This window comes from Bacillus sp. z14 (2026) (assembly GCF_058313575.1).
Genome location: NZ_JBZFQK010000001.1, coordinates 858758 through 879929, shown reverse-complemented (window position 1 = coordinate 879929; position 21172 = coordinate 858758). Strand labels below are relative to the sequence as shown.

Annotated in this window: 23 protein-coding genes; 8 read left to right on the top strand and 15 right to left on the bottom strand. The window is 38.2% G+C overall.

The window, feature by feature from the left end; all coding sequences use genetic code 11:
* Nucleotides 1-281: 281 nt before the first annotated feature.
* From AC4G3O_RS04150 to AC4G3O_RS04140, 3 genes are read right to left on the bottom strand one after another with little or no spacing between them, the layout of a single operon-like run.
* Complete coding sequence (locus tag AC4G3O_RS04150; RefSeq protein WP_066104704.1) at nucleotides 282-2201, bottom strand: PTS fructose transporter subunit IIABC; 1920 nt, start codon at nucleotides 2199-2201, stop codon at nucleotides 282-284.
* Nucleotides 2202-2213: 12 nt separating this feature from the next.
* The gene (gene pfkB, locus AC4G3O_RS04145; RefSeq protein WP_066104700.1) at nucleotides 2214-3125 is read right to left on the bottom strand and encodes a 1-phosphofructokinase; all 912 of its coding nucleotides are present in this window, start codon (nucleotides 3123-3125) and stop codon (nucleotides 2214-2216) included.
* A complete protein-coding gene (locus tag AC4G3O_RS04140) occupies nucleotides 3122-3874 on the bottom strand; it encodes a DeoR/GlpR family DNA-binding transcription regulator (protein WP_066104698.1) in 753 nt (250 codons plus the stop codon). Before AC4G3O_RS04140 ends, pfkB begins: the two co-directional genes overlap by 4 nt.
* 293 nt (nucleotides 3875-4167) lie before the next feature.
* On the opposite strand from AC4G3O_RS04140, the gene AC4G3O_RS04135 reads away from it, so the two are divergent.
* A complete protein-coding gene (locus AC4G3O_RS04135) occupies nucleotides 4168-4557 on the top strand; it encodes a thiol-disulfide oxidoreductase DCC family protein (RefSeq protein ID WP_140462060.1) in 390 nt (129 codons plus the stop codon).
* A gap of 57 nt (nucleotides 4558-4614) precedes the next feature.
* On the opposite strand, the gene AC4G3O_RS04130 is transcribed toward AC4G3O_RS04135, so the two are convergent.
* Nucleotides 4615-5232 carry a cyclase family protein gene (locus AC4G3O_RS04130; protein WP_066104694.1) on the bottom strand — a complete coding sequence of 206 codons (618 nt, stop codon included), beginning with the start codon at nucleotides 5230-5232 and terminating at the stop codon, nucleotides 4615-4617.
* 31 nt (nucleotides 5233-5263) lie between these two features.
* Nucleotides 5264-6748: a glucose-6-phosphate dehydrogenase gene (gene zwf, locus AC4G3O_RS04125; RefSeq protein WP_066104691.1), complete on the bottom strand. Its 1485-nt coding sequence runs from the start codon at nucleotides 6746-6748 to the stop codon at nucleotides 5264-5266.
* 232 nt (nucleotides 6749-6980) lie between these two features.
* On the opposite strand from zwf, the gene rnz reads away from it, so the two are divergent.
* The 3 genes from rnz (at nucleotide 6981) to AC4G3O_RS04110 (ending at nucleotide 9669) form a co-directional block, all read left to right on the top strand.
* Nucleotides 6981-7898 carry a ribonuclease Z gene (gene rnz / locus AC4G3O_RS04120; protein WP_066104689.1) on the top strand — a complete coding sequence of 306 codons (918 nt, stop codon included), beginning with the start codon at nucleotides 6981-6983 and terminating at the stop codon, nucleotides 7896-7898.
* Between the two features lie 159 nt (nucleotides 7899-8057).
* Nucleotides 8058-8972 (top strand): DUF4240 domain-containing protein, encoded by a 915-nt coding sequence (locus AC4G3O_RS04115; protein ID WP_077248055.1) that lies wholly within the window; start codon nucleotides 8058-8060, stop codon nucleotides 8970-8972.
* Between the two features lie 220 nt (nucleotides 8973-9192).
* Nucleotides 9193-9669, top strand: coding sequence for a GTP pyrophosphokinase (locus AC4G3O_RS04110; protein ID WP_491135879.1), 477 nt, complete (start codon nucleotides 9193-9195; stop codon nucleotides 9667-9669).
* 191 nt (nucleotides 9670-9860) lie between these two features.
* Here AC4G3O_RS04110 and AC4G3O_RS04105 read toward each other — a convergent pair whose 3' ends face one another.
* The 4 genes from AC4G3O_RS04105 to AC4G3O_RS04090 form a co-directional block, all read right to left on the bottom strand.
* The gene (locus AC4G3O_RS04105) at nucleotides 9861-10295 is read right to left on the bottom strand and encodes a ferritin-like domain-containing protein (RefSeq protein ID WP_139892421.1); all 435 of its coding nucleotides are present in this window, start codon (nucleotides 10293-10295) and stop codon (nucleotides 9861-9863) included.
* 601 nt (nucleotides 10296-10896) lie between these two features.
* Complete coding sequence (locus AC4G3O_RS04100; RefSeq protein ID WP_491135939.1) at nucleotides 10897-12570, bottom strand: methyl-accepting chemotaxis protein; 1674 nt, start codon at nucleotides 12568-12570, stop codon at nucleotides 10897-10899.
* Nucleotides 12571-12982: 412 nt separating this feature from the next.
* Complete coding sequence (gene namA, locus AC4G3O_RS04095; protein ID WP_066104680.1) at nucleotides 12983-14002, bottom strand: NADPH dehydrogenase NamA; 1020 nt, start codon at nucleotides 14000-14002, stop codon at nucleotides 12983-12985.
* 126 nt (nucleotides 14003-14128) lie between these two features.
* Nucleotides 14129-14245 carry a YjcZ family sporulation protein gene (locus AC4G3O_RS04090; RefSeq protein ID WP_077248053.1) on the bottom strand — a complete coding sequence of 39 codons (117 nt, stop codon included), beginning with the start codon at nucleotides 14243-14245 and terminating at the stop codon, nucleotides 14129-14131.
* A 291-nt stretch (nucleotides 14246-14536) separates the two neighbouring features.
* On the opposite strand from AC4G3O_RS04090, the gene AC4G3O_RS04085 reads away from it, so the two are divergent.
* Entirely contained in the window at nucleotides 14537-14941 is a 405-nt protein-coding gene (locus AC4G3O_RS04085; RefSeq protein ID WP_066104677.1) for an NUDIX hydrolase, read from the top strand.
* Between the two features lie 176 nt (nucleotides 14942-15117).
* On the opposite strand, the gene proC is transcribed toward AC4G3O_RS04085, so the two are convergent.
* Complete coding sequence (gene proC, locus AC4G3O_RS04080; protein WP_491135878.1) at nucleotides 15118-15966, bottom strand: pyrroline-5-carboxylate reductase; 849 nt, start codon at nucleotides 15964-15966, stop codon at nucleotides 15118-15120.
* A gap of 403 nt (nucleotides 15967-16369) precedes the next feature.
* Between proC and AC4G3O_RS04075 the strand changes: the two genes are divergently transcribed.
* Together AC4G3O_RS04075 and AC4G3O_RS04070 are read left to right on the top strand one after the other, a co-directional pair.
* The gene (locus AC4G3O_RS04075; RefSeq protein ID WP_066104672.1) at nucleotides 16370-17329 is read left to right on the top strand and encodes an MBL fold metallo-hydrolase; all 960 of its coding nucleotides are present in this window, start codon (nucleotides 16370-16372) and stop codon (nucleotides 17327-17329) included.
* 27 nt (nucleotides 17330-17356) lie between these two features.
* The gene (locus AC4G3O_RS04070) at nucleotides 17357-18151 is read left to right on the top strand and encodes an SDR family NAD(P)-dependent oxidoreductase (RefSeq protein WP_066104670.1); all 795 of its coding nucleotides are present in this window, start codon (nucleotides 17357-17359) and stop codon (nucleotides 18149-18151) included.
* Between the two features lie 87 nt (nucleotides 18152-18238).
* Here AC4G3O_RS04070 and AC4G3O_RS04065 read toward each other — a convergent pair whose 3' ends face one another.
* Both AC4G3O_RS04065 and AC4G3O_RS04060 read right to left on the bottom strand, forming a co-directional pair.
* Complete coding sequence (locus AC4G3O_RS04065; protein WP_077248084.1) at nucleotides 18239-18415, bottom strand: 3-oxoacyl-[acyl-carrier-protein] synthase III C-terminal domain-containing protein; 177 nt, start codon at nucleotides 18413-18415, stop codon at nucleotides 18239-18241.
* Between the two features lie 3 nt (nucleotides 18416-18418).
* On the bottom strand, nucleotides 18419-18667 hold the full coding sequence (locus AC4G3O_RS04060) for a hypothetical protein (RefSeq protein ID WP_066104667.1): 249 nt from the start codon (nucleotides 18665-18667) through the stop codon (nucleotides 18419-18421).
* A 319-nt stretch (nucleotides 18668-18986) separates the two neighbouring features.
* Here AC4G3O_RS04060 and AC4G3O_RS04055 point away from each other — a divergent pair, with 319 nt between their 5' ends.
* On the top strand, nucleotides 18987-19295 hold the full coding sequence (locus AC4G3O_RS04055; protein ID WP_225983600.1) for a hypothetical protein: 309 nt from the start codon (nucleotides 18987-18989) through the stop codon (nucleotides 19293-19295).
* Nucleotides 19296-19348: 53 nt separating this feature from the next.
* Here the strand turns inward: AC4G3O_RS04055 and AC4G3O_RS04050 are convergent, their stop codons facing one another.
* The 3 genes from AC4G3O_RS04050 to AC4G3O_RS04040 are packed head-to-tail and all read right to left on the bottom strand — an operon-like array spanning nucleotide 19349 to nucleotide 21013.
* Entirely contained in the window at nucleotides 19349-20143 is a 795-nt protein-coding gene (locus AC4G3O_RS04050) for a DUF4097 family beta strand repeat-containing protein (RefSeq protein WP_139892417.1), read from the bottom strand.
* On the bottom strand, nucleotides 20136-20696 hold the full coding sequence (locus AC4G3O_RS04045) for an HAAS signaling domain-containing protein (RefSeq protein WP_066104661.1): 561 nt from the start codon (nucleotides 20694-20696) through the stop codon (nucleotides 20136-20138). Before AC4G3O_RS04045 ends, AC4G3O_RS04050 begins: the two co-directional genes overlap by 8 nt.
* Nucleotides 20693-21013, bottom strand: coding sequence for a PadR family transcriptional regulator (locus tag AC4G3O_RS04040; protein ID WP_066104658.1), 321 nt, complete (start codon nucleotides 21011-21013; stop codon nucleotides 20693-20695). Before AC4G3O_RS04040 ends, AC4G3O_RS04045 begins: the two co-directional genes overlap by 4 nt.
* Between the last annotated feature and the right edge of the window lie 159 nt (nucleotides 21014-21172).

Below are 21172 nucleotides of genomic sequence, written 5' to 3'. Positions count from 1 at the left end.
GAGATTAATAAAATTTAGAAATAAAACTTACTATTTTTTATTTTTTTAGAATAATTAACAATGGGAGGGATTTAATACCTGAGTAGGGGTGAGTGAATATTCTGGTTGCAAACGTACAAATTTAGGGAAGTGTAAATTTTATGATAGTGAACCAATAGGCAGTTATATACCTATACGAAGAATTAAGCTCAGCCGTCAACAAAGAAATTAGATATTATATGCGGATATCTGTGCATATAAAAAAAGAATGACCAGAAACAAGGTCATTCTTTCTTTTTTGCTTACGCAACATCCTTAATAGTTGCATTCTTTTTCCAGAAACCTAAAAGAACAGCTGTTACAAGTGAACCGATTAGGATGGCTAGAAGGTACATGTAGCGATTATCAATTAACCAGAATACAAAGAGTCCGCCGTGTGGGGCGGGAGTCGAACAGCCAAATGCTGCAGATAAGGCTCCAGCCGTAGCAGCACCGATTACAGAACTGACGATAACTCGAATCGGATCTGCTGCTGCAAAGGGTATTGCTCCTTCCGTGATGAAGGATGCGCCCATAATATAGTTTGTAAGACCAGACTTACGTTCCGAGTCAGTATATTTCTGTTTAAAGAGCGTAGTGGATAGTGCGATGCCAAGAGGTGGTACCATCCCTCCAGCCATAACAGCTGCATGGGGTACACCATTTCCGGCAGCAATTGCTGCTATACCAAATGTGAAAGCAGCCTTATTGATAGGACCTCCCATATCAACAGCCATCATACCGCCAACGATTAAACCAAGGAACACTGCGTTTGTACCGCTTAAGTTTTCAAGCCAATTAGTCAGCCCTTTATTCATGGCCACAACCGGGTCATTAATGATGAATATCATAATTAGACCGGTGATTAATAGGCCAAATAAAGGATATAGCAATACGGGTTTTATACCTTCCAAAGAAGCTGGCAGCCAATTGAAAGCTTTTTTCACACCAAGAGTCACATACCCTGCAAGGAAACCAGCGATTAATCCACCAAGGAAGCCTGCGCCGGCCGTTGCAGCCAATAATCCGCCGACCATACCGGGCATGAAACCTGGGCGATCTGCAATCGAGCTGGCAATGAAACCGGCAAGTACGGGTACTAATAAGAAGAACGCACCCTTGTCTCCGCCGCCAATGGTGTTGAGTGCTGCAGCAAATTCATTGTAGCCCGGTGTCGTTGGATCCGTAGGTTTAATTCCGCCAAATAAGAAGGAAAGGGCAATTAAGAGACCGCCGCCGACAACAAATGGAAGCATATTACTTACACCGCTCATGAGGTGTTTATATATTTGAGAGCCTATCCCTTTTTTCTCCTGATTCCCGCTATCTTGATTAGTGGATCCGCCTTTGGCTTCATAAATTGGGGCATCCTGTTTTAAAGCACGGTTAATTAGTTCTTCTGGCTTACGGATTCCCTGTGCTACTGGAACTTGAATCACATGTTTGCCATTGAAACGATTCATTTCAACGTTTTTGTCTGCAGCAACAATGATTGCACTTGCTTTTTGAATATCTTCAGCAGTGAGAGGGTTTTTGATTCCGGTGGAACCATTTGTTTCTACTTTAATATTTACATTCATTTCTTTCGCTTTTGCTTTTAAGGCATCCGCTGCCATATAGGTGTGCGCAATTCCAGTTGGACAGGCAGTGACGGCTAACACATAACCTTCTTCATTTGCCTCTGCAGTATCCGGAGCAGGCTGATCTTTTGAATCTTCATTTTCAAGCTCATTCTGTTTGGCATCAATAATAGAGAGGATTTCATCCTCTGAGGCAGCTTTCAAAATGGCCTGACGGAAATCATCATACATTAACATAGATGACAGCTTGGATAAGGTATCAAGATGAGTATCGTTTGCTCCGTCAGGCGCAGCTATCATAAAGAACAGGCGAGCGGGCTGCCCATCCAATGATTCATAATCAATTCCGTTAATGGAACGACCGAAACATAGGGCCGCTTCTTTAACAGCTGCCGATTTAGCATGGGGGATTGCAATCCCTTCACCGATACCGGTTGTACTTTGCTCTTCACGTTTCATGATTGCTTCATGATATCCTTTACGATCTTTCAGTTTGCCTGCTTGATCTAGTTTGCTGACAAGTTCATCAATAACTTCTTTTTTGTTACTGGATGAAAGATTCAGGATAATAGTATCTTTCTTTAACAGGTCTGTGATTCTCATGGTTTCACTTCCTTATAGTTTTTGAATTTCAACTTGCGGGAGAAGAGCTTCGATATGTTCTTTTTCGGCAAGGTCGTAGTTGAATGCTGTTGCACTTCCAGAGGCAACTCCATATTGAAATGCTTTTTGTATATCCTTCGTTTGGTCCCACTTCCCGATAAATCCAGCTACTAAAGAATCGCCTGCGCCAGTAGAGTTTTTTACATCACCTTTTGGAATCGTAGCTGTATAAACTCCATCACGATTAATAAGTAAAGCTCCATCGCCTGCCATAGAAACAATCACGTTTTTAGCACCTTGCTCAACAAGAATGCTACCGTACTGAATGGCCTCCTTGGTTGTTTCTATTTTCGTATCGAATAGTTCTCCAAGTTCATGATGATTTGGTTTCACAAGAAAAGGATGTTCTTTTACAACATCGAGTAAGGTTTTTCCGCTTGCATCTACTACTACCTGTATGCCTTGTGCTGCATATTCCCTTGTTAACTGCTGATACAAATCTGGTGAAATGGAAGGAGGGATGCTGCCTGACAAAACAAGAATATCCTCTTTGGTCATGTTTGAAAGCTTTTGACGGAGTTCATCCATTTTTTCGGCGCTTATGTATGGCCCTAATCCATTGATTTCAGTTTCTTGCCCAGTTTTTAGCTTTATATTGATTCGGGAATCTTCATCAACATCGATAAAATCTTCAGGTACGCTCTCTTTTCTTAAAGCATCGAGAATGAATCTACCCGGAAATCCACCGCTGAAACCAAGTGCAGTTGTTTTTGAACCGATTCGGGAGAGGATACGTGAAACATTTATTCCTTTTCCTCCTGGATATTTAGCTTCTTTACTCATTCGATTTAAGCCACCAAGTTGAAAATGATCAACCTCTACGATGAAATCCACCGATGGATTTAGTGTTACGGTATAGATCATGATTTCACTACCTTTATTTTTGTATTCATCTTATACTTAGCCAATTTGGCTGAATCCATCCCGCTGGTAATTATGGTTGCTTGATTCAATTCAGCCACTCTGGCAAACGATGTTTCATCAAATTTACTGAAATCGGCTAATATAAAAGCTTCTTTCGATAAATCGATGGCTGATCTTTTTAATATAGCTTCCTCTGGGTCAGGTGTACTGAAGCCCCAATCTGGATGAATGCCGTTTATTCCTAGAAAAACTTTATCAAACCGGTAGTTGTTAATATTATTGATAGCCTGACTGCCAATTATTGCATTTGTAGATTTCTTAATGCGGCCACCAATTAAATACGTAATAATATTGCTTTCCTGAAGTGCAGCTGCCTGCATAATCCCATTTGTGACAACGGTAATGGGCTTATTTTGAATGAATGGAATCATAGCAAGGGTTGTAGTACCGGCATCAAGATAAATACAATCACCATCATCAATAATACTCGCCGCTTCTTTGGCGATTGCTTCTTTTTCGCTTGTTCTGGAAGTGGATTTCTCCAGAATCGTTGGTTCAATGCTGCGTTTTTTCACAAGTTCAGCTCCGCCATGTACTCTCTTTAAAATAGACATGTCTTCCAATTGGCTTAAGTCTCTGCGAATTGTGGATTCTGATGTATGTAATTCTTTTACTAGCTCCTGTATTTTGATGAAGCCATTTTGGTTGATTTTTTCGATGATATATTGCTGTCTTTCTGAAGTCAGCAATCCAGTCACCTCCCTACCGTTTAAATATAATTTGTTTATAAATAAAAATCAATCAAATTCATTCAAAATCAATCAAAAAGATTCATGAAGTTTTTAAAAACTATCATAGGGTTAATTCTTTATAGCACCTGAGATGGTTTTTAGATAAAATCCAATATTTAATAAGATGGGTTTAGTATAATCAAATAGAAGAATTTATATTTTGGGGTAACAAAATTGTCTATATCACAATAAAGAGGGTAACTTTATCAATAGAAACCGAAGGGGCAACTTGAGAAGGGGGTTAGTAGAAGATGATTGTATTATTTGATGGGGAATGCAATTTTTGCGATAAGAGTGTTCAATTTATCATTAAAAGAGACCCGAAAGGAATTTTTGTTTTTGCCTCCCTGCAGAGTGAAGCAGGCCAGCAGTTATTAAAGGAATACCATGTTCCTGAAGGAATAGACAGCTTAATTTTACTTGAACCAGATAATCACAAATACTATATGAAGTCTTCGGCTGCCTTAAGGATATGTAAACATTTATCGGGTTTATGGAGTATGTTGTATGTCTTTAAGCTGGTTCCAAGAACTATTAGAGATAGAGTGTATGATTTAATTGCGAGGAACAGAATTAAATGGTTCGGTAAGAAAGATCAGTGTATACTGCTTTCACCGGAAATTCGAAAAAGGTTTTTATGATATGTTCAACATCAAAAAAAATCCACTTTCGCACGCGAAAGTGGATTTAATCATTTATTAAAGCATACCATCCAGCAATAATACACGAGACGGAGCAGCATCAATGCCTACCAATTTAAGCGGTGCTGCGACCATAAAGTATTCACCGGCAGGGACATCTTTCAAGCGCAAGCCTTCAATAACAATTACATCGTTTGCAAAAAGGGTACGGTGAGTAGGATGTCCAGGTTGGGCACGTTCAACACCAAGCCCATCGATTCCCACTCCATTAATGCCAATCTCAGACACATGCTTCGCACCAGACTCACCTAGCGCGATAAATTCAAAGTTAAATTCTTCATCGAAAGAGTTTTTTGTTTTTAAAAGAATAAAGTCACCTTTTTCAATAGGCAAAGACTCAAGATCTTCTTTTTCAACTAACCCTGTTACATGAGTTAAATCAAATACTTTACACTTACCAACGAGACGTTCAAGTCCAATTGTTTCAATAGTAGCACCGTCATTCATCATATGAAGCGGGGCATCTGTATGAGTTCCGACATGAGCATCAAGAGTAATACGGGATTCGGTAACATGTCCATTTGTTACAGTGTTGAAAACTGGCTGTTTGTCCTCAATATTTTTATAAACGGGCATTCCAGTGTAAATTGGCATAGAAACATCATAAATTTTCATATTGGTTTCTCCTCCACAACTTTATTTTAATTTACTCGTCTTCTTCTTCAATTGCCCACCAATGGAAGCCATCTTTTGAGAGCAGTTCATCTGCGCTCTCTGGCCCCATTGAACCGGATGAATAATTAGGGAAACATCCAGCAGGTTGGCTTTCCCATGCACGAGAAATTACATCTGTGAACTTCCAGGACAAGGCTACTTCATCCCAATGGGAAAAGTTTGTTGCATCTCCGCGCATCGCATCGAAAAGCAGGCGTTCATAGGCTTCAGGGGTATTGAATCGGTCGTATTTGGAAGTCCTAAAGCTTAATTTAACTGGTGTTTTTCCGCCTTTTTTAGCATTGAGGTGAAGCGTGATTCCTTCTTTAGGCTGGATATTAATAACTAGTAAATTAGGGTTTAGCTGCTCTTCAGTTCTATAAAACAGATTCATCGGCACGTCCTTAAATTGTACGACAATCTGAGTAGACTTCGCCGCAAGCCGCTTGCCGGTACGGATATAGAACGGTACACCGGCCCATCTGAAATTTTCAAATAACAATTTTCCGGCTACATAAGTTTCTGTATTGGACTCTGGGTCAACCATATTTTCAGAACGGTATGCTGGTAAAAGTTTGTCACCGACTTGACCTTCACCATATTGACCGCGCACAAAGTATTGATCTACTTCATCTTCCTTTATAGGGCGAAGGGAGCGAAGTACTTTAACTTTTTCACTGCGGATCTCGTCAGTCGTTAATTTAATCGGAGCCTCCATCGCAAGCAGTGAAACAATTTGCATAATATGGTTTTGAACCATATCACGCAAGGCACCGCTGTTCTCATAATATCTGCCTCTATCTTCAACTCCGAGAGTTTCTGTAGAGGTAATCTGAACATTGGCTATGTAGTGATTATTCCAAAGCGGTTCAAAAAAAGCATTTGCAAAGCGAATCACTTCAATATTTTGAACCATTTCTTTCCCTAAATAATGATCGATTCGATAAATTTCATTTTCGGAGAATGATTGACGAAGCTGATTATTGAGCTCTTCAGCTGATTTAAAATCATGGCCGAATGGCTTTTCGATAACTAAGCGTTTATAACCGGCTGTATTGGTCAATCCATCTTCTTTTAATCTTGTGGCAATCGGTCCAAAATACTCCGGTGCCATCGCAAGATAAAATAGTCGATTTCCATTTAACTCATATTTTTCATCCAATTGGTCTGCCAAGAGACGCAGTTCTTCATATGATACACTCGCTTGGCTGACATCCAGTGATTGATAGTAGAAATGACCGGCAAATTCAAGCTTTTCTGAATCAGTGCCATGTTCATCGGCAACCGCTTCCTGAATATGTTGTTTAAGACGATCTGTTGTCCATTCGCGTCTGCCAATTCCTATACAGGCGAAGTTTGAAGATAATCTGCCTTTCGTGTATAGACGGAATAATGAAGGGAAAAGTTTCCGTTGCGCTAAATCTCCAGTAGCCCCAAATATCAATATTAATCCTGATTGTTTGTCAATAGTGGGCATTCAGAACCTCTCCTTATATGGTAATTACGATAGTTTATTTTATCTCTTATTCAACTCTTTATCAATGGATTGAATTTTTTCCATCTATACTTAGTTTACAGATAAAGAGGGAGAAAATAAAATATTTTATCGCTATATTAAAAATGTGGAAGTATTCGGATTTTCTCAAATGCTGAAAAAAAAGGAAGAGTGCTGTAAAATAGATGTATTCAAATAGGCTGGAGGAATTAGATTGGAATTTGTATTTTTAGGAACAGGAGCCGGCATACCGGCTAAGCAGCGAAACGTATCTTCGCTTATCCTGCAGATGAATGAAGAGAGAGGGGCAAGCTGGATGTTTGATTGTGGAGAAGCGACTCAGCATCAAATATTACGCACGCCTGTAAAAACGAGAAAAATAGAGAAAATATTCATCACGCATCTGCATGGTGATCATATATATGGGCTACCTGGCTTACTTGGCAGCCGTTCATTTCAGGGGGGGACAGAACCGCTGACCATTTACGGACCGGTAGGAATCAAAGAGTATGTGGAAACGTCCTTGCGTTTGAGCCAAACTCATTTAAAATATGATCTGTCATTCGTGGAAATAGTAGAAGATGGTCTGCTATTCGAGGATGAGACATTCAGAGTGGAGGTATTGCCTTTAGATCATGCTATTTTAAGCTATGGGTATCGAATCGTCGAAAAAGATAAACCCGGAGAACTACGGGCTGATTTATTAAAAGAAGCTGGAATTCCGCCCGGTCCGTTATACAGCAAGCTGAAAAAAGGTGAAATGGTCCAATTGGAGGATGGCCGCATAATAAATGGCAGAGATTATATCGGAACACCTAAGCCGGGGAGAGTGATTGCTATATTGGGTGATACCCGCCCGTGTGAAAATACTGTCAATCTGGCATTGCACGCTGAATGCATCGTTCATGAAGCTACTTTCCAAAAGGGACAGGAAGAGATGGCCGCTGACTATTTTCATTCGACTACCATTCAGGCAGCCGAATGCGCTGTAAAAGCGGGTGCCAAGCGTTTAATCCTCACTCACATCAGTTCCAGATTTACTATGGATGATGAAATAGAGCTTGTTAATGAGGCCAAAGCTGTTTTTGCAAATACTGAATTAGCGAGAGATTTTTCGGTTTTTAAGCTTTAAAAATAAATCGATAAACTAATAGTAGAGATAGCAGGAAGCGTATGTCCTGCTATCTTTTTTTATTTCTGGGATAAGCATAGTTTTACTAGTTTTAATTAAAAACCCTTTTGTAAGAAAATGTAATACAATTGATGTATACATATATAGGGGGAATACGATTTGGATAAACAAAAGTTTGAAGTATTAATTGGAGATGTGTTTGCTGTAAAACTGCCTGATGGACGGTTTGGTGCGATAAGAATTGCTAAGCACCATCAAGAATTAGGCTCATACCTGGTTATCACAACTCCATATATAGGTGAGGAACTGCCTGTTATTGAGAATAATTGTTTAACTTATATCCTTCGTCAAAATCGTTTTTTTTATAAGAATAATCGAGCCCTTGTATGGGTTGATGGAGAGCCTCCTCGGGATTTAATATATATAGGAAATCTTCCTTTGGCGGAAAAGGAAAAAGCTATAATATGCAATTCATTCTGTGAACAATGGGATCGTATTGGAATAGAGGTTTATCATGAATGGAGATGGGAGAATGATCAGGAGAATTTTATTAAAGAAGTTCAAGAGGAACAAAAAAATGAAGAGGAAGAAAATCGAAATATAGCTCAAGTACCTAAAAAGATGATGCATGATGAAGAATTTTGGTCTATTATTTCCTTGCTGAATTCAAATGGTAATGGGAGAGAAGATATACTAGAACCGGCCGTTATTGCTTTATCAAAAATGAGTGTAAAAGATATAAAAGAATTTGAGGAAGCATTATCTTACAAACTCTACCTATTAGACACTAGAGAGCATGCCAAAAACATCGGAGAATATTCATATACAGAAGATAATCCAATCAATTTTTCTGTTGATTTATTTTTGTATATCCGTTGTGCAGTGGTTGCAGAGGGGCAGCAAAATTTTGAGCGTACATTAAAAAATCCCGAGATGATGAATAAAAATCGAACATTTGAACCTTTATTATCAATAGCCTCCTATGCTTATGCAACAAGAATGAAAAAGGATTTTGAGTATACATCCGGCTGCAGCTATGAAACTTTCTCAAATATTGCTGGATGGAAGGGCTAAACAGCCGTTTGAGGTGATTCTTTAGGAAAGGTATTAATGCATAAGAGTGCTATTGACTTCCGTTTGAGAGAGAAGATTTTCTACCTGTTATTAAAAACTCTCTGTTGTTTGAGATGTTTTTTTATCTGCGATTAAATGAAAGCGACCCATTTCTTATTTCATTCCAAATGAAGTTATAATATTAATATAATATTTAAAAAAGAATGGGGGACGGATTAGTATGTCTGAGGAGTTATTAGACTTAGCTATTGAATTAGCTAAAAAGTATCATAAGGATCAATTTGATAAGGGCGGTAACCCTTACATTAATCATCCATTAGCTGTAATGAATAGGTTAGACACGGCAGAAGAGAAAATTGTCGGAGTGTTGCATGATATCATCGAGGATACAGAGCTTACCTTTGATGATTTACGAGAATATGGCTTTTCAGAAAAAATTATAGCTGGAATTGATTCTGTGACTAGAAGGGAAGGAGAAGAGAGGGGAGCATTTATATATCGCGCCAAATTAAATGAGCTTGGTCGAACAGTTAAAATAGCGGATTTAAAAGAAAACAGAGACTTATCCAGAATTCCTAACCCACAGGAAAAAGATTATCAACGTGCAGAAAAGTATGAAAGAGAAATTAGAATTCTAACAGAAGATAATTGGATTTATAGCGATGATGAATGGATAGAGATTTTGGAAGAGAAGTGAATAAGGAATCAATGATATCAAACCAACTTATTTAATCATATTAGGAAAAATGATATTAATAAATATGAAAGCAAAAATTTTAATTGATAAAAAAACACCTCTTGATTTGAGGTGATTTTTTTATTAAATATATATGTTAGGCTTGGAAGAAATGAAATGTACTAAAATTAATTTGAATGAGAAATTCACTTTTAAGAATGTAGAAGAGATTTTAGATAATCCACATGTTCCCGGTCTTTATCCAGGATTTTATGGACTAGACTAAGACTTTCTTCATCTAACTTCCCCCTTACTAGGTCCTCACTCATTTTTATCCCATATATATTTTCCCCCTTAATAGCATGTTTTATAATCTCTTCCTCTGAATTGTAGTTTTCAATCAAATTTACAACTTTCGCTTCAATCCTTCCAAATATTCCTTCACTCGTTATAGGTGTACCACCTAGATTTTGAATTCTCTCTGAAATAAGGATTGCGTGATTTTTTAGGTCTTTCTGGATCGAAATAAACGAGTCTTTTAATGAGGAATGTTGTAGCTTTTTTATAAAGTGTTCATAGGCGTTAATGGCCATATATGAACCCCGTAAGAATGTGTTAAGCGTCTTAATCGCTTGTTGTTGGTCCAATCATATCACTTCCTTAAAATAATAATTTTACTATGTCCATGTAAAGTGAAAATCATTAGATTGCGGTATCGATACAGCTCAAATGTTAGCAGCTGTTGAAAATAGTGAAACGATTTTATTAGATGAAAACCAATAATAACACTGAGACCTCAACCACTTGCTATTTGGCTTGGAGAAACCGACAGACGGCAGACGGGGAAGTGTTGATTAGAAAGACTCGTCTGGATCATTTATCAAGAGCCGAAAAAGTATTCCGTAAAAACCTAAATGCTTAATCTGCAATAAAGAAATAATGAAATTAAAGTTGTTTTATTGGTGAGGGATGCTTCAATAAAAAAACAATTTAAAGTGGGAAAAACAATATTAAAGTTTAACATAGAAAAAATATATAGAATTTATATGTGAATAAATGTACTTAAAAAAGGGGATTTAGTTGAATAACGGAGACAGCAAAAAAGATATCTTTAAGGCTCAGAAACAAACCTTATAAAATAGAAAAAAGAAAGACCTTCCATAAAGAATGTTGCCAGCACGCGAAATTCTCTGAAGGTCTTTCTTTAAATTGGATTTTCTCCAAGTTTTCAATTGTAATAAGAGATTTTTATAGCTTAAATTTCGCCATTTGCTCCTGTAACTCTGATGAGAGCTTGGATAGAGAGCTTGAGGAAAGGCTGATTTCTTCGGTGGCTGCAAGCTGTTCTTCAGTAGAGGCAGCTATATTAGTTGTATGCACTGACACACTTGATATATCCTCTGCTACTTGATTAATGGAATCCGATACAAGGTTGGAGCTGGCCGAAATCTGTTGGACTGAAGCGGCCATGCTATTCACTTCTTGTTCCATTTGAACCATGTAAGCCACAATTTCCTTGAAAGCCTCTTCCGTATTATTGATAACAGACATCCCTTCCTCAACCTCGACCTTTACCTCATACATGGATGAAATCGATCCTTCCATATTTGACTGGATTTCTTTAATAAGGTTGACGATTTGGCTGGACGAGGATTGAGATTGCTCAGCAAGCTTTCGTACCTCATCTGCGACAACAGCAAAGCCTCTTCCATGTTCTCCAGCTCTGGCTGCTTCAATAGCTGCATTTAATGCTAAAAGGTTTGTTTGATCGGCAATGGCTGAAATAGTTCCTGAAATCTTGCTGATTTCACTGGAACTGGTATCCAGCATTTTCAGGATTTCTTCGCTTTCAGTGGCTTTCTTGTAAATAAACTCTATTTGCTGAATGGTCCTGGATAATAATTCATTCCCATGATTTGCTTTTGATACGACCTTGCTGCCTGTTTCGGAGATTTCGTTTGATACACCTGCCAGACGCTGGATAGAGGTTGTCACTTCCTCAAGAGCGTGTACACTTTCCTGAAGTCGAGTATTAGCAGAATCAGACACATCGGCAACATGGTTAATTGAATTGGATACTTCTTCAGTGCTGTGAGTTGTTTCCTCCGAACTTGCAGTCAGTTCTTCGGATGCTCTTGCAACTTGTTCAGTTGAATGGTTAACCTGTGTAATCAGTATTTTTGTGTTATCTACCATTGTATTAAAATCATTAGCCAACTGTCCTAATTCATCCTTGCGTTTATTTTTTAATGGAGAGATTGAAAAATCGCCGGTCGCAATCCGATTTAAGCCTTTACTAACCTGTGAAATGGGTTTGGCTATTTTTCCAGAAAAGAAGTAAGCAGTACAACTGGCAATGATGACAGAGCCAATTGATATTACAGCTACTAACCAGGCAAGCTCAGATGATTTAGATGTAATTTTTGCGACGGGTTTGCTGGATATAATCGTCCATTCCCAATAAGGTTCCCTTTTAACATAAGCTATTTTTTCAACATCATCCTTTTTGGAAGAATACGATATGAAAGCCCCGTTCTCACCTTTCTCAAGAATCAGCTGATCCACTGTTTTGTCTCCGTTTGTTTTAAGGTCTTTATAATTTGTATCTGCGTTTTTAGTATGTAAGGTAAGAGTGCCATCTTTGTCGATTGCAGATAGTTCTCCATCTTCTCCAAAATCATAACCTTGATAAACTTGCTCTTCTTCTCCCAGAATCTCTTCATTTAATTGTTGCTGTGCATCCTCTAAGGAAATATAACCAGCACTCACTTGTTGGTGTAAGAGTCCGATCATTCCAATTGTCATATCAGTGTTTGTTTGGAGATTTTCTTTCTCTGTTTCAATCAATTGATCTTTTGAGATAAAAAATACGCTGATACCGATAACGATAACAGGAATGATTAACGTTGTTAAAGTTAACATTAATAATTTAATCTTGATTGAACGAGCTTTTTTCTTTTTCAATATATTTTTCCTCCTATCAATTAGGAAAGTCACAATGGTCTTCAATTAACTATCGGCATTCATTTTTTTGTCTTAACATGAAAATAATGTAATTGTTGTGAAAAATAAATTCTGATAAGAGAAACTGAAGAAATGTTTGTCCCTTTGGTACGGATGTGAAGGAAAAATACTAATCTACAGCTACATCGAATTGTTCCAATATGTAATTATTTAATTTTAGTTTAAGATCTTGTCATTGTTATTTTGTATTCTCCTGTCGAATTTTAAGGTTCAAAAAAAGAAAAAGCACCGTTTCTATAGAAACGATACTTTTTTCTTAATTTGTTTCCTGTACTTTATTAAATCAAAACAATGATTTAATCGAAGGAAATTACCAACCGCGACCGTATTGCACAGGAGCTTCAACAGAAGCACGCAGTTCCTTGGCAGCATTTTTAGGCCAATATGGATCACGTAATAATTCTCTACCGATAAAAATTAGATCAGCACGGTTATTTTGTAAGATTTCCTCCGCTTGTACGCCAGATGTGATTAATCCGACGGCACCAGTTGCAATGTTGGCTTCATGCTTGATTGTCTCACTCATTGGGACCTGATAGCCTGGGAAGCTTGGTACCGGTACTGACATTACACCACCGGAGCTTACATCAATAAGATCGATTCCGTCTTCTTTCATCCAACGGGCATATTGAATATAATCTTCCGGTTCATATCCGTCTTCGTGATAATCTTTAGCGGAGATTCGGACGAATAATGGGCCGTCAAAAACAGATTTAATAGCAGTAATGATTTCTTTTAGGAATCGATAACGATTTTCCGGCGATCCGCCATATTCATCGGTACGAGTATTAACGGCAGGAGTTAGGAATTCATTGATTAAGTATCCGTGTGCGCCATGAATCTCCATAACCTCAAATCCTGCCTTTTTGGCACGAATAGCGGCTTGTTTGAAGGCTTCAACTGTATCGGCAATATCCTTTTTGGTCATTTCTCTAGGAGTTTTCATTTTTTCATTAAAAGGCACAGAAACAGGTGCGATAATTTCACCTTCAAGCTCAGCTTTTCGCCCTGCATGAGCGAGCTGAATCCCGGGAACTGTGCCATATTCCTTCATCATAGCAGTTAGCGTATGTAAACCTTCAATGTGATCGTCACTCCAAATGCCTAAATCTTGATCAGAAATTCTACCTTGCGGAGTAACTGCGGTTGCTTCCACGATGATTAAACCAACCTGGCCGACAGCCCGGCTTGTATAGTGAGTCATATGCCAGTTCTGTATTTTTCCATCACGTTCGTAGCTGGAGTACATGCACATCGGTGACATGACAATCCGATTTTTAAGAGTTATATTTTTAATTGTATATGGTTCAAATAATAATGATTTAGTCATTGATGACAACTCCTTTCAGTAACCAAGTATAACAGTTGGGATTAAGGGGTGACTAATCAAATGCTTCAAATAAAAGGAAGAGAGCATGTGGCCCGGGAATCCCCGAGTACATGCCCCCTATCTTACTTAGTAACCGCCGTAGCCGCCTCCAACATAAGAAGCACCGACAATAATTAACAAGATGAAAAGAACAACAACGAAAGCAAAGCTTCCTACACCTTTACCACCATAAGAATCACTCAATACAGACACCTCCTGTTCATTGCTGCAATAATGGGAGCGAATTCCCATTACATAGCCATCATATGGTTTAAAGTGATAGATGGATTGGACAATATTTAAAGTTGGGACAGCCTAAATTTCTGCAGCAATCATTACTCTCGAGAATTAATGGATTTAAAATTAGCTTATGAAAATTCCTCTTTACCTTATTAATATGTTACGAATGTTAAAAGGTCAGCTATTTTGCTATAAGTCATGGTTTTATATAAAAAATATCAAGAACAATACTCGTAAACAGGGAGGAGAATGGCTATGAGAGATCGGAGCTCCGTGGTAATTATAGAAAACAATCAGATAGTACTCATTAAAAGAAGTTTGAATGCTTCTGTTTATTATGTTTTTCCTGGAGGAGGCATAGAGAATGGTGAAACACCTGAAGCTGCAGCTAAAAGGGAAGCCATCGAGGAATTGGGGGTAGGTGTAAATGTTAATGAATGTATTTCAAAAGTAAAATATAACGGAAATAACCAATACTTCTACAAGGCAGAAATTTTATCTGGAACTATAGGCACCGGGCAAGGTGATGAATATACAAACAAAACAAGGGGAAGAGGAACGTACCTGCCAATATGGGTGGGTCTTGAAAAGTTAACATCTATTGACGTAAGACCAATGGAGGTGGCCTTAAAAGTTCAATCATTATTTCATCATGTATGAGGGGAGAGCGGGATTCTAACATTTGCTGGGCTGAATGTTGAAAGCCTACTGGAGTGGGATAGTAAAAAAAGAGAGGATAGTATAATCCTCCCGTTAGATGATTAATGATTGACCATTTTTCTGAATGCGCTTAGAGAAGTGCTGTAATTGATACGCGCATCATATAACTATTTATTTTACTCATATAGAATTTTTTCTTTGATTTTACTTCCTAATTCCTTACCCATACGCTCTGATTGGAGGGTAGCCTCTTGAATGCATTTAATAAAGGCTTCCTTAACGCCATGTTGTTCAAGGATTTGGATACCTGCTTCAGTAGTTCCTCCTGGACTTGTTACCTCGTAACGCAGCATTTGAGGAGATTTATCGGAGGAGTGGACCATTTCGGCAGCTCCCATTAACGTTTGGATAATCAGAGTTTGAGCTTCTTGATGATTAAGACCAATTTGTTGGGCTGATTGATGCATGGCTTCAATTAAGTAATAAATATATGCTGGTCCGCTTCCAGAGAGGCCTGTGACGGCATCCATTTTCTCTTCTTCTGTAAAAACGACCATTCCTACCGTATTGAAAATGTCTTTAGCCAGTGTAAGATGCTCTGGTTTCATATAGATGTTCCCTGAAATAGCAGTGGCGGATTTTCCAACTGCCGCAGATGTATTTGGCATAGCCCGAATAATCGGCATAGTATTCTCTAAAATGGCTTCAATGCTTTGAATAGAAATTCCTGCGGCAACAGATATAAGTACCATCTTACTGGTTAGATAAGGTTTGGCTTGTTGTAAGACTGTATAAACATCCTTCGGCTTAACGGCTATCAGGATGATATCTGCGTCAGATAGAAGGGAGGACATGTTGCGGCATGGAATAACGCCATAGTTTTTTTTCAAGCGTTCTAGTTGAGGATCATTGTTCCGATTACAGACCCAAAGATCTCCGGGTGAAGTTGCCCCTTTTTTTACAATGCCTGCAATCAATGCTTCAGCCATAGAACCGGCTCCAAGAAAAGCAATTTTTTTATTCATGCTCCTGCCTCCTTTGTAAAAATAAAAAAAGCCCTTCATCCTGTAAAGGACGAAAGGCTATTCTTCCGTGGTACCACCTTAATTTACGAGCATTCGGCTCTAGAATGCTTGCATCTTTATACCGGATAACGCCCGGTCGGACGGCCAGGTTTTCCTGACAGCTCGAAAGGCAGGTTCAATCATCAGTGGGCGGCGAAACCTTACAGCCAACGGGTTTCACTCTCTTACGCCATACATGATTTACTATTCTTTCTCGAACGCTTGTATAAGTATATTTATTTGATATTAATAGAAATTATGCAAAAAAATAGCTCATGTGTCAAGAATATTCAAACTTTATGATGGAATTTTCATACAAATTATGTAAAAATAATTACTAAAATACATAACAGGGAGTAATGAGATGAGTTCGATTACAAGGGTAGCTGAAAAAATTATTATACCGACTCCGTTTGCTGTCGGAGATGTAAATACGTATCTTCTAAAAGGAGATGCTTTAACTCTGGTAGATGCCGGAATTAAAACACAGGAAGCAAAAGAGGCACTTGAACGGCAGTTAAAGGAACTGGGATATAGGCTATCTGATATTGAACAGGTAATATTAACCCACCACCACTCTGACCACTGTGGATTAATTGATGTATTTCAAGAAGATCCATTGTATGGACATGAAGATAACCAGCGGTATCTTAAAAGGGATCCAGCATTTATGAAGGAACAAAAAGATTATTTTACAAGTATGGCAAAGCAATTTGGCGTACCTCCGCAATTGATGAAATATGCCAATGATGTAGAGTCCCTATATACATATTCGGGTTCAAAACCCCTCACACATTTTTTGAAAGAAGGAGACTGGATTCCCGGCCATCCTGGTTGGAGAGCAATGGAAACCTTTGGCCATTCACAGGGTCACTTATCCTTCTATCATGAAGAGTCAGGTACACTGATTGGCGGAGATTTATTATTGGGTAAAATTTCACCTAACCCGATTCTGGAGGTACCGAAAAGGGCAGAGCAGGAGAGATTGAAGCCGCAACTGCAACTGAATGATAGCTTGCGTCGATTGCAAAATGAAAGACTGACAATCGTATATCCAGGGCATGGAAAGGACATTACTGAACCATACCAGCTAATAGAGAAACGTTTAAAAAATCAGCATGAGCGGGCATTTCATGTTAAAAGCCTCATTGGGGAAGACCGTCGGAACGTCTTGGAATTAGCTATACAATTATTTCCGAAGGCTGTTAAGAGAGATCCAGCACTGGCATTGTTTGAGACATTGGGCCAGCTCGATTATCTAGATAGTCTTCATGAAATTGAAAGTGAAATGGTTGATGGTGTCGTATGGTATTATAATAAATAATGGACCATTAATGAGGAAGTGAAGTACATGAATGAACGAATTCGTGGGAAAATTGTTACGATTACGGGTGCCTCAGGCGGGTTAGGTGAACAAATTGCCAGACATGCTGCTAAAAGTGGAGCAAAATTGGTTTTAATCGCACGGAGTTTGGACAAATTAGAAAAAATCCGTAAAGAATTAATGACTGATTTTAATTGCGAGGTTTATGTATATACATTGGATGTATCCGATCGGAATGCTGTTGAACAGACATTTGCCCACATCAAGAATGAAGTGGGAGATACCGATGTTCTGGTGAACAATGCTGGCTTTGGAATTTTCGAGAAAGTGTTGGACGCAAGTTTAGATGATACAGAATCCATGATCAATACAAATGTGGTTGGACTCATTGCCTGTACGAAAATGGTACTGCCTGCGATGGCAGAAAAGAAATCAGGCCACATTATCAATATTGCATCCCAGGCTGGGAAAATGGCGACGCCGAAATCAAGTGTTTACTCAGCAACGAAGCATGCGGTACTTGGATTTACAAATGCCTTACGTATGGAAATGCATACAGAGAATGTTTTTGTTACATCCGTCAATCCTGGACCGATTAAAACCAATTTCTTTAATATCGCAGATAAAGAAGGTACGTATATCAAAAACATTGAACGCTTGATGATTGATCCGGTCAAGCTGGCAGAAAAAATCACGAATATCATGCTAAAAAATAAGCGGGAAATTAATGCACCAGGCTGGATGAATGCGGGAAGTAAGATTTACAGTTTAATTCCGAGGACGGTTGAAACGCTCGGGCGAAGTCAGTTTAATAAAAAATGATAAGAGAAAATCCACCTAAAAAACAAGGTGGATTTTTTGTTCCTGCAACGACTTGATGCTAGATCCGTTTCATTTTATATAAAGAGATTAGTATTTCCATAACATAGCGATGAACTGATGTCCTGCACCAACTGTCCAAAACATAACATAATCTCCGCGCTTAATACGCCCATCCTGTATCCCTTCATGGAAAGCGAGGAACGGACTGCTCGAACCTGTATAGCCATATTGATCTCCAATATAAATGACCTTTTGGCTTTGGATATCCTAGTGTTGTTCAATGGTTAACTTATCTCCATATGCAAATTGTGAAATACAAAATGCAGCAATATCGGATATCCTCAAGCTATTCGGCTCCAAAATACGGTCAAATAGATCAAAAATAATCTGAGCAGAAAAACTCGCATCGAAAGGGGTAAATTGAATGTATTGGCTGTCAGCATTTGCATTTATGGATTTACTTAATCCTTCCTTTTGATAAATAATCTTATCTACATCTTGATTGATTACTTTCATATCTTTGCAATCTACGATTAAAAGGTATTCTTTATGTATGGCGATACCGCTTGTGCTGTTATCTTTTTTGGAATTTTAATTGATGGGGAGTAGTTCTATTGATGAAGTAGGGCAGGAGGAGGTTTATAATAGCAGCAACGTGTTAGATGGTTACTGGAAAAATGGATGTACATAAAGATAAGAAAGACAAAATTATATAAACATAATACATATTTATTGAAAAATAGAGTTAATAATATTTAGATTAATGGGTATATAGTAAATATAGTTATTATAGAATAATATTTTAAAAAATATATAAGAGAGAGGGTGGCTAGTAATGAGTCGTCAAATGATTAATATTTTAAAATGGGTATCAGGCGGTATGGAAGCATTATTAGGTATACCTGTTCTTGGAGGAACAATTATCCTAAGCATGGCATGGGTACCCTTATTTATTATGCTTGCTTTCCATATCATCATTGTAGTCTTTTCGTATAAAGCCGGAATAAAAGCTAACGGAAATATACTGGGAATTGTAACGTCCGTTGTTGGCTTCATTCCTGGTATTGGAATGATTATGCACTTGTTGTCAGCGGTATTCATCCTTGTGGATGCTGCTCAAAATCAGGCTAAAACAGCTGTTTGATAGAATTGAAAATAAACCCGATAAAGCCCTTGAAGGTTTTATCGGGTTTTTCATTAATCAGTAACACGAATACTGCCGGTCTCCGTGCTCAGTTGAACTGTAATGCTTCCATCCCCACTCATATAACTTCCGGTTTTTTTGCCAAAGATTCGTTTACTGCCTATCTCAGAGTCTGCTGTAATTAAGATGTTATTTGGATCCTGATTAATTGTTAAGTCGATTTCTCCAAGTTCATTTTTGGCGATAAGCGGTTCAGTGATTTCATCCGTCGAAATATCAATCGAGCCAACTTCATTATCGACCTGGAGCTTGCCGCTGTATTTTTGTATCTTAATGTTCCCTAGCTCTGAAGAAGCGATTATTGAAGTGGAGGATACATCGCTTATATGAATGCTTCCAACTTCTGATTCTGCATTTAAGTGGGCTGCATTAATCTGAGAGATTGTAATTTCACCGACTTCATTTGATGCTGAGATTCTGTCATACTGTTTTTTTGGCAAATAGACTGTAATATTCTCTGATGATTTTTTAAAATTAACACCTAGAGAAATAGTATGATCCGCCTCGTTTGTAATGGACAGGGTTTCACCGTTCTCTTCTATTTTTATGGGATTGGACATTTTAGACCCAATTGTCTCAACAATAATTTCATCTCCAGATGTTTCTGCCAGCTTGATTGTCCCTACGGTATTATTGACATCAATCGATTGTATCTCTGAACTTTGAAACTGCTTCGTTTGTTTGTCATTCTCATTTTGAAGTGAAAAAAACGATTTTGCAGTCAGCAATGCTCCTGAAAAGCCAATAACGATGAGTATTCCAGCTACAATCAGCCACTTTTTATACATGCTTCATACCTCCCTTTACAACTGAAACATTCCATTTGCAATATTTAATAAACACTTTAGAACTAAAGATGGTTACATAATACATGCCAAACAAGAGGAGAATTCCTAAACCGCTGAACCCGATTGAAAGAAAAACTTCAAATGCATAGGCCTGATTGAAACCCAATATAATACCAATCAGGTGGAGGAATGGTGATAATATGAGACCGATACTTGCCCCCCAACCGCCTAACAATATACCTCCAAGAGCTATGGCAGGACCAAGGACAAAAATTAGATTCAGAAAGCTCAGTCCAATTGTTAATCCAATCGCACCAAAGACGTTTGAGAAGGTCATCTTCCTGTCTATCTCGGCAAATGTATTCGATATATTTAATTCCTTTGCGATTAATTCAGGAGAACCAAGATTATCTGATATTTCACTCTCGGACTTTCCCTCTAATAAACCATTTTCAAAATACTCATTATAATCATTTAAGATGTCATTGCGTTCCTCTTTAGGCAGGGCGCTAAGATGGTTAGATAATTGTTGCAAAAATTGTTCCCGATTCACTGTACTTCACCTTCCTCAATAATTTGATTAACACCTGTGGAAAATGCTTGCCATTCTCTTACCAGCTGCTTCAGGTAATCCCGGCCTTTTTCTGTTAGATGATAGTATTTACGAGAGGGCCCCTCTGTAGATTCCTGTAAATAGGTCGTGAAATATTCTTCTTTGGTAAGTCGTCTGAGAAGCGGATAGACGGCTCCTTCGGAAATTTCAAATTTATCGGAAATCCCCTGAACGAGCTCATATCCATAACGATCCTTGTTATTTAACATAACAAGTACGCAAAGCTCTAAAACGCCCTTTTTGAATTGGACATTCAATCGTAAAGCCTCCTTTCCTTCGCTATTATACATTGTATAGTAGTAACTATAGTATTACACACGGTACTGTTTAATGCAAGGTAGTATGGATGTTTTTGTAAAAATAATTCAATGAGCGAACATGCAATTAAATTTTTGAAAATATTTTAAATTTGTAAT

What these genes read in the sequence shown, in the direction of transcription:
- AC4G3O_RS04150 (WP_066104704.1), bottom strand. Translation starts at nt 2,201, where the DNA reads ATGAGAATCACAGACCTGTTAAAGAAAGATACTATTATCCTGAATCTT.
- pfkB (WP_066104700.1), bottom strand. Translation starts at nt 3,125, where the DNA reads ATGATCTATACCGTAACACTAAATCCATCGGTGGATTTCATCGTAGAG.
- AC4G3O_RS04135 (WP_140462060.1), top strand. Translation starts at nt 4,168, where the DNA reads ATGATTGTATTATTTGATGGGGAATGCAATTTTTGCGATAAGAGTGTT.
- AC4G3O_RS04130 (WP_066104694.1), bottom strand. Translation starts at nt 5,232, where the DNA reads ATGAAAATTTATGATGTTTCTATGCCAATTTACACTGGAATGCCCGTT.
- zwf (WP_066104691.1), bottom strand. Translation starts at nt 6,748, where the DNA reads ATGCCCACTATTGACAAACAATCAGGATTAATATTGATATTTGGGGCT.
- AC4G3O_RS04110 (WP_491135879.1), top strand. Translation starts at nt 9,193, where the DNA reads ATGTCTGAGGAGTTATTAGACTTAGCTATTGAATTAGCTAAAAAGTAT.
- AC4G3O_RS04100 (WP_491135939.1), bottom strand. Translation starts at nt 12,570, where the DNA reads ATGTTAACTTTAACAACGTTAATCATTCCTGTTATCGTTATCGGTATC.
- namA (WP_066104680.1), bottom strand. Translation starts at nt 14,002, where the DNA reads ATGACTAAATCATTATTATTTGAACCATATACAATTAAAAATATAACT.
- AC4G3O_RS04085 (WP_066104677.1), top strand. Translation starts at nt 14,537, where the DNA reads ATGAGAGATCGGAGCTCCGTGGTAATTATAGAAAACAATCAGATAGTA.
- proC (WP_491135878.1), bottom strand. Translation starts at nt 15,966, where the DNA reads ATGAATAAAAAAATTGCTTTTCTTGGAGCCGGTTCTATGGCTGAAGCA.
- AC4G3O_RS04075 (WP_066104672.1), top strand. Translation starts at nt 16,370, where the DNA reads ATGAGTTCGATTACAAGGGTAGCTGAAAAAATTATTATACCGACTCCG.
- AC4G3O_RS04070 (WP_066104670.1), top strand. Translation starts at nt 17,357, where the DNA reads ATGAATGAACGAATTCGTGGGAAAATTGTTACGATTACGGGTGCCTCA.
- AC4G3O_RS04060 (WP_066104667.1), bottom strand. Translation starts at nt 18,667, where the DNA reads ATGAAAGTAATCAATCAAGATGTAGATAAGATTATTTATCAAAAGGAA.
- AC4G3O_RS04055 (WP_225983600.1), top strand. Translation starts at nt 18,987, where the DNA reads ATGAGTCGTCAAATGATTAATATTTTAAAATGGGTATCAGGCGGTATG.
- AC4G3O_RS04050 (WP_139892417.1), bottom strand. Translation starts at nt 20,143, where the DNA reads ATGTATAAAAAGTGGCTGATTGTAGCTGGAATACTCATCGTTATTGGC.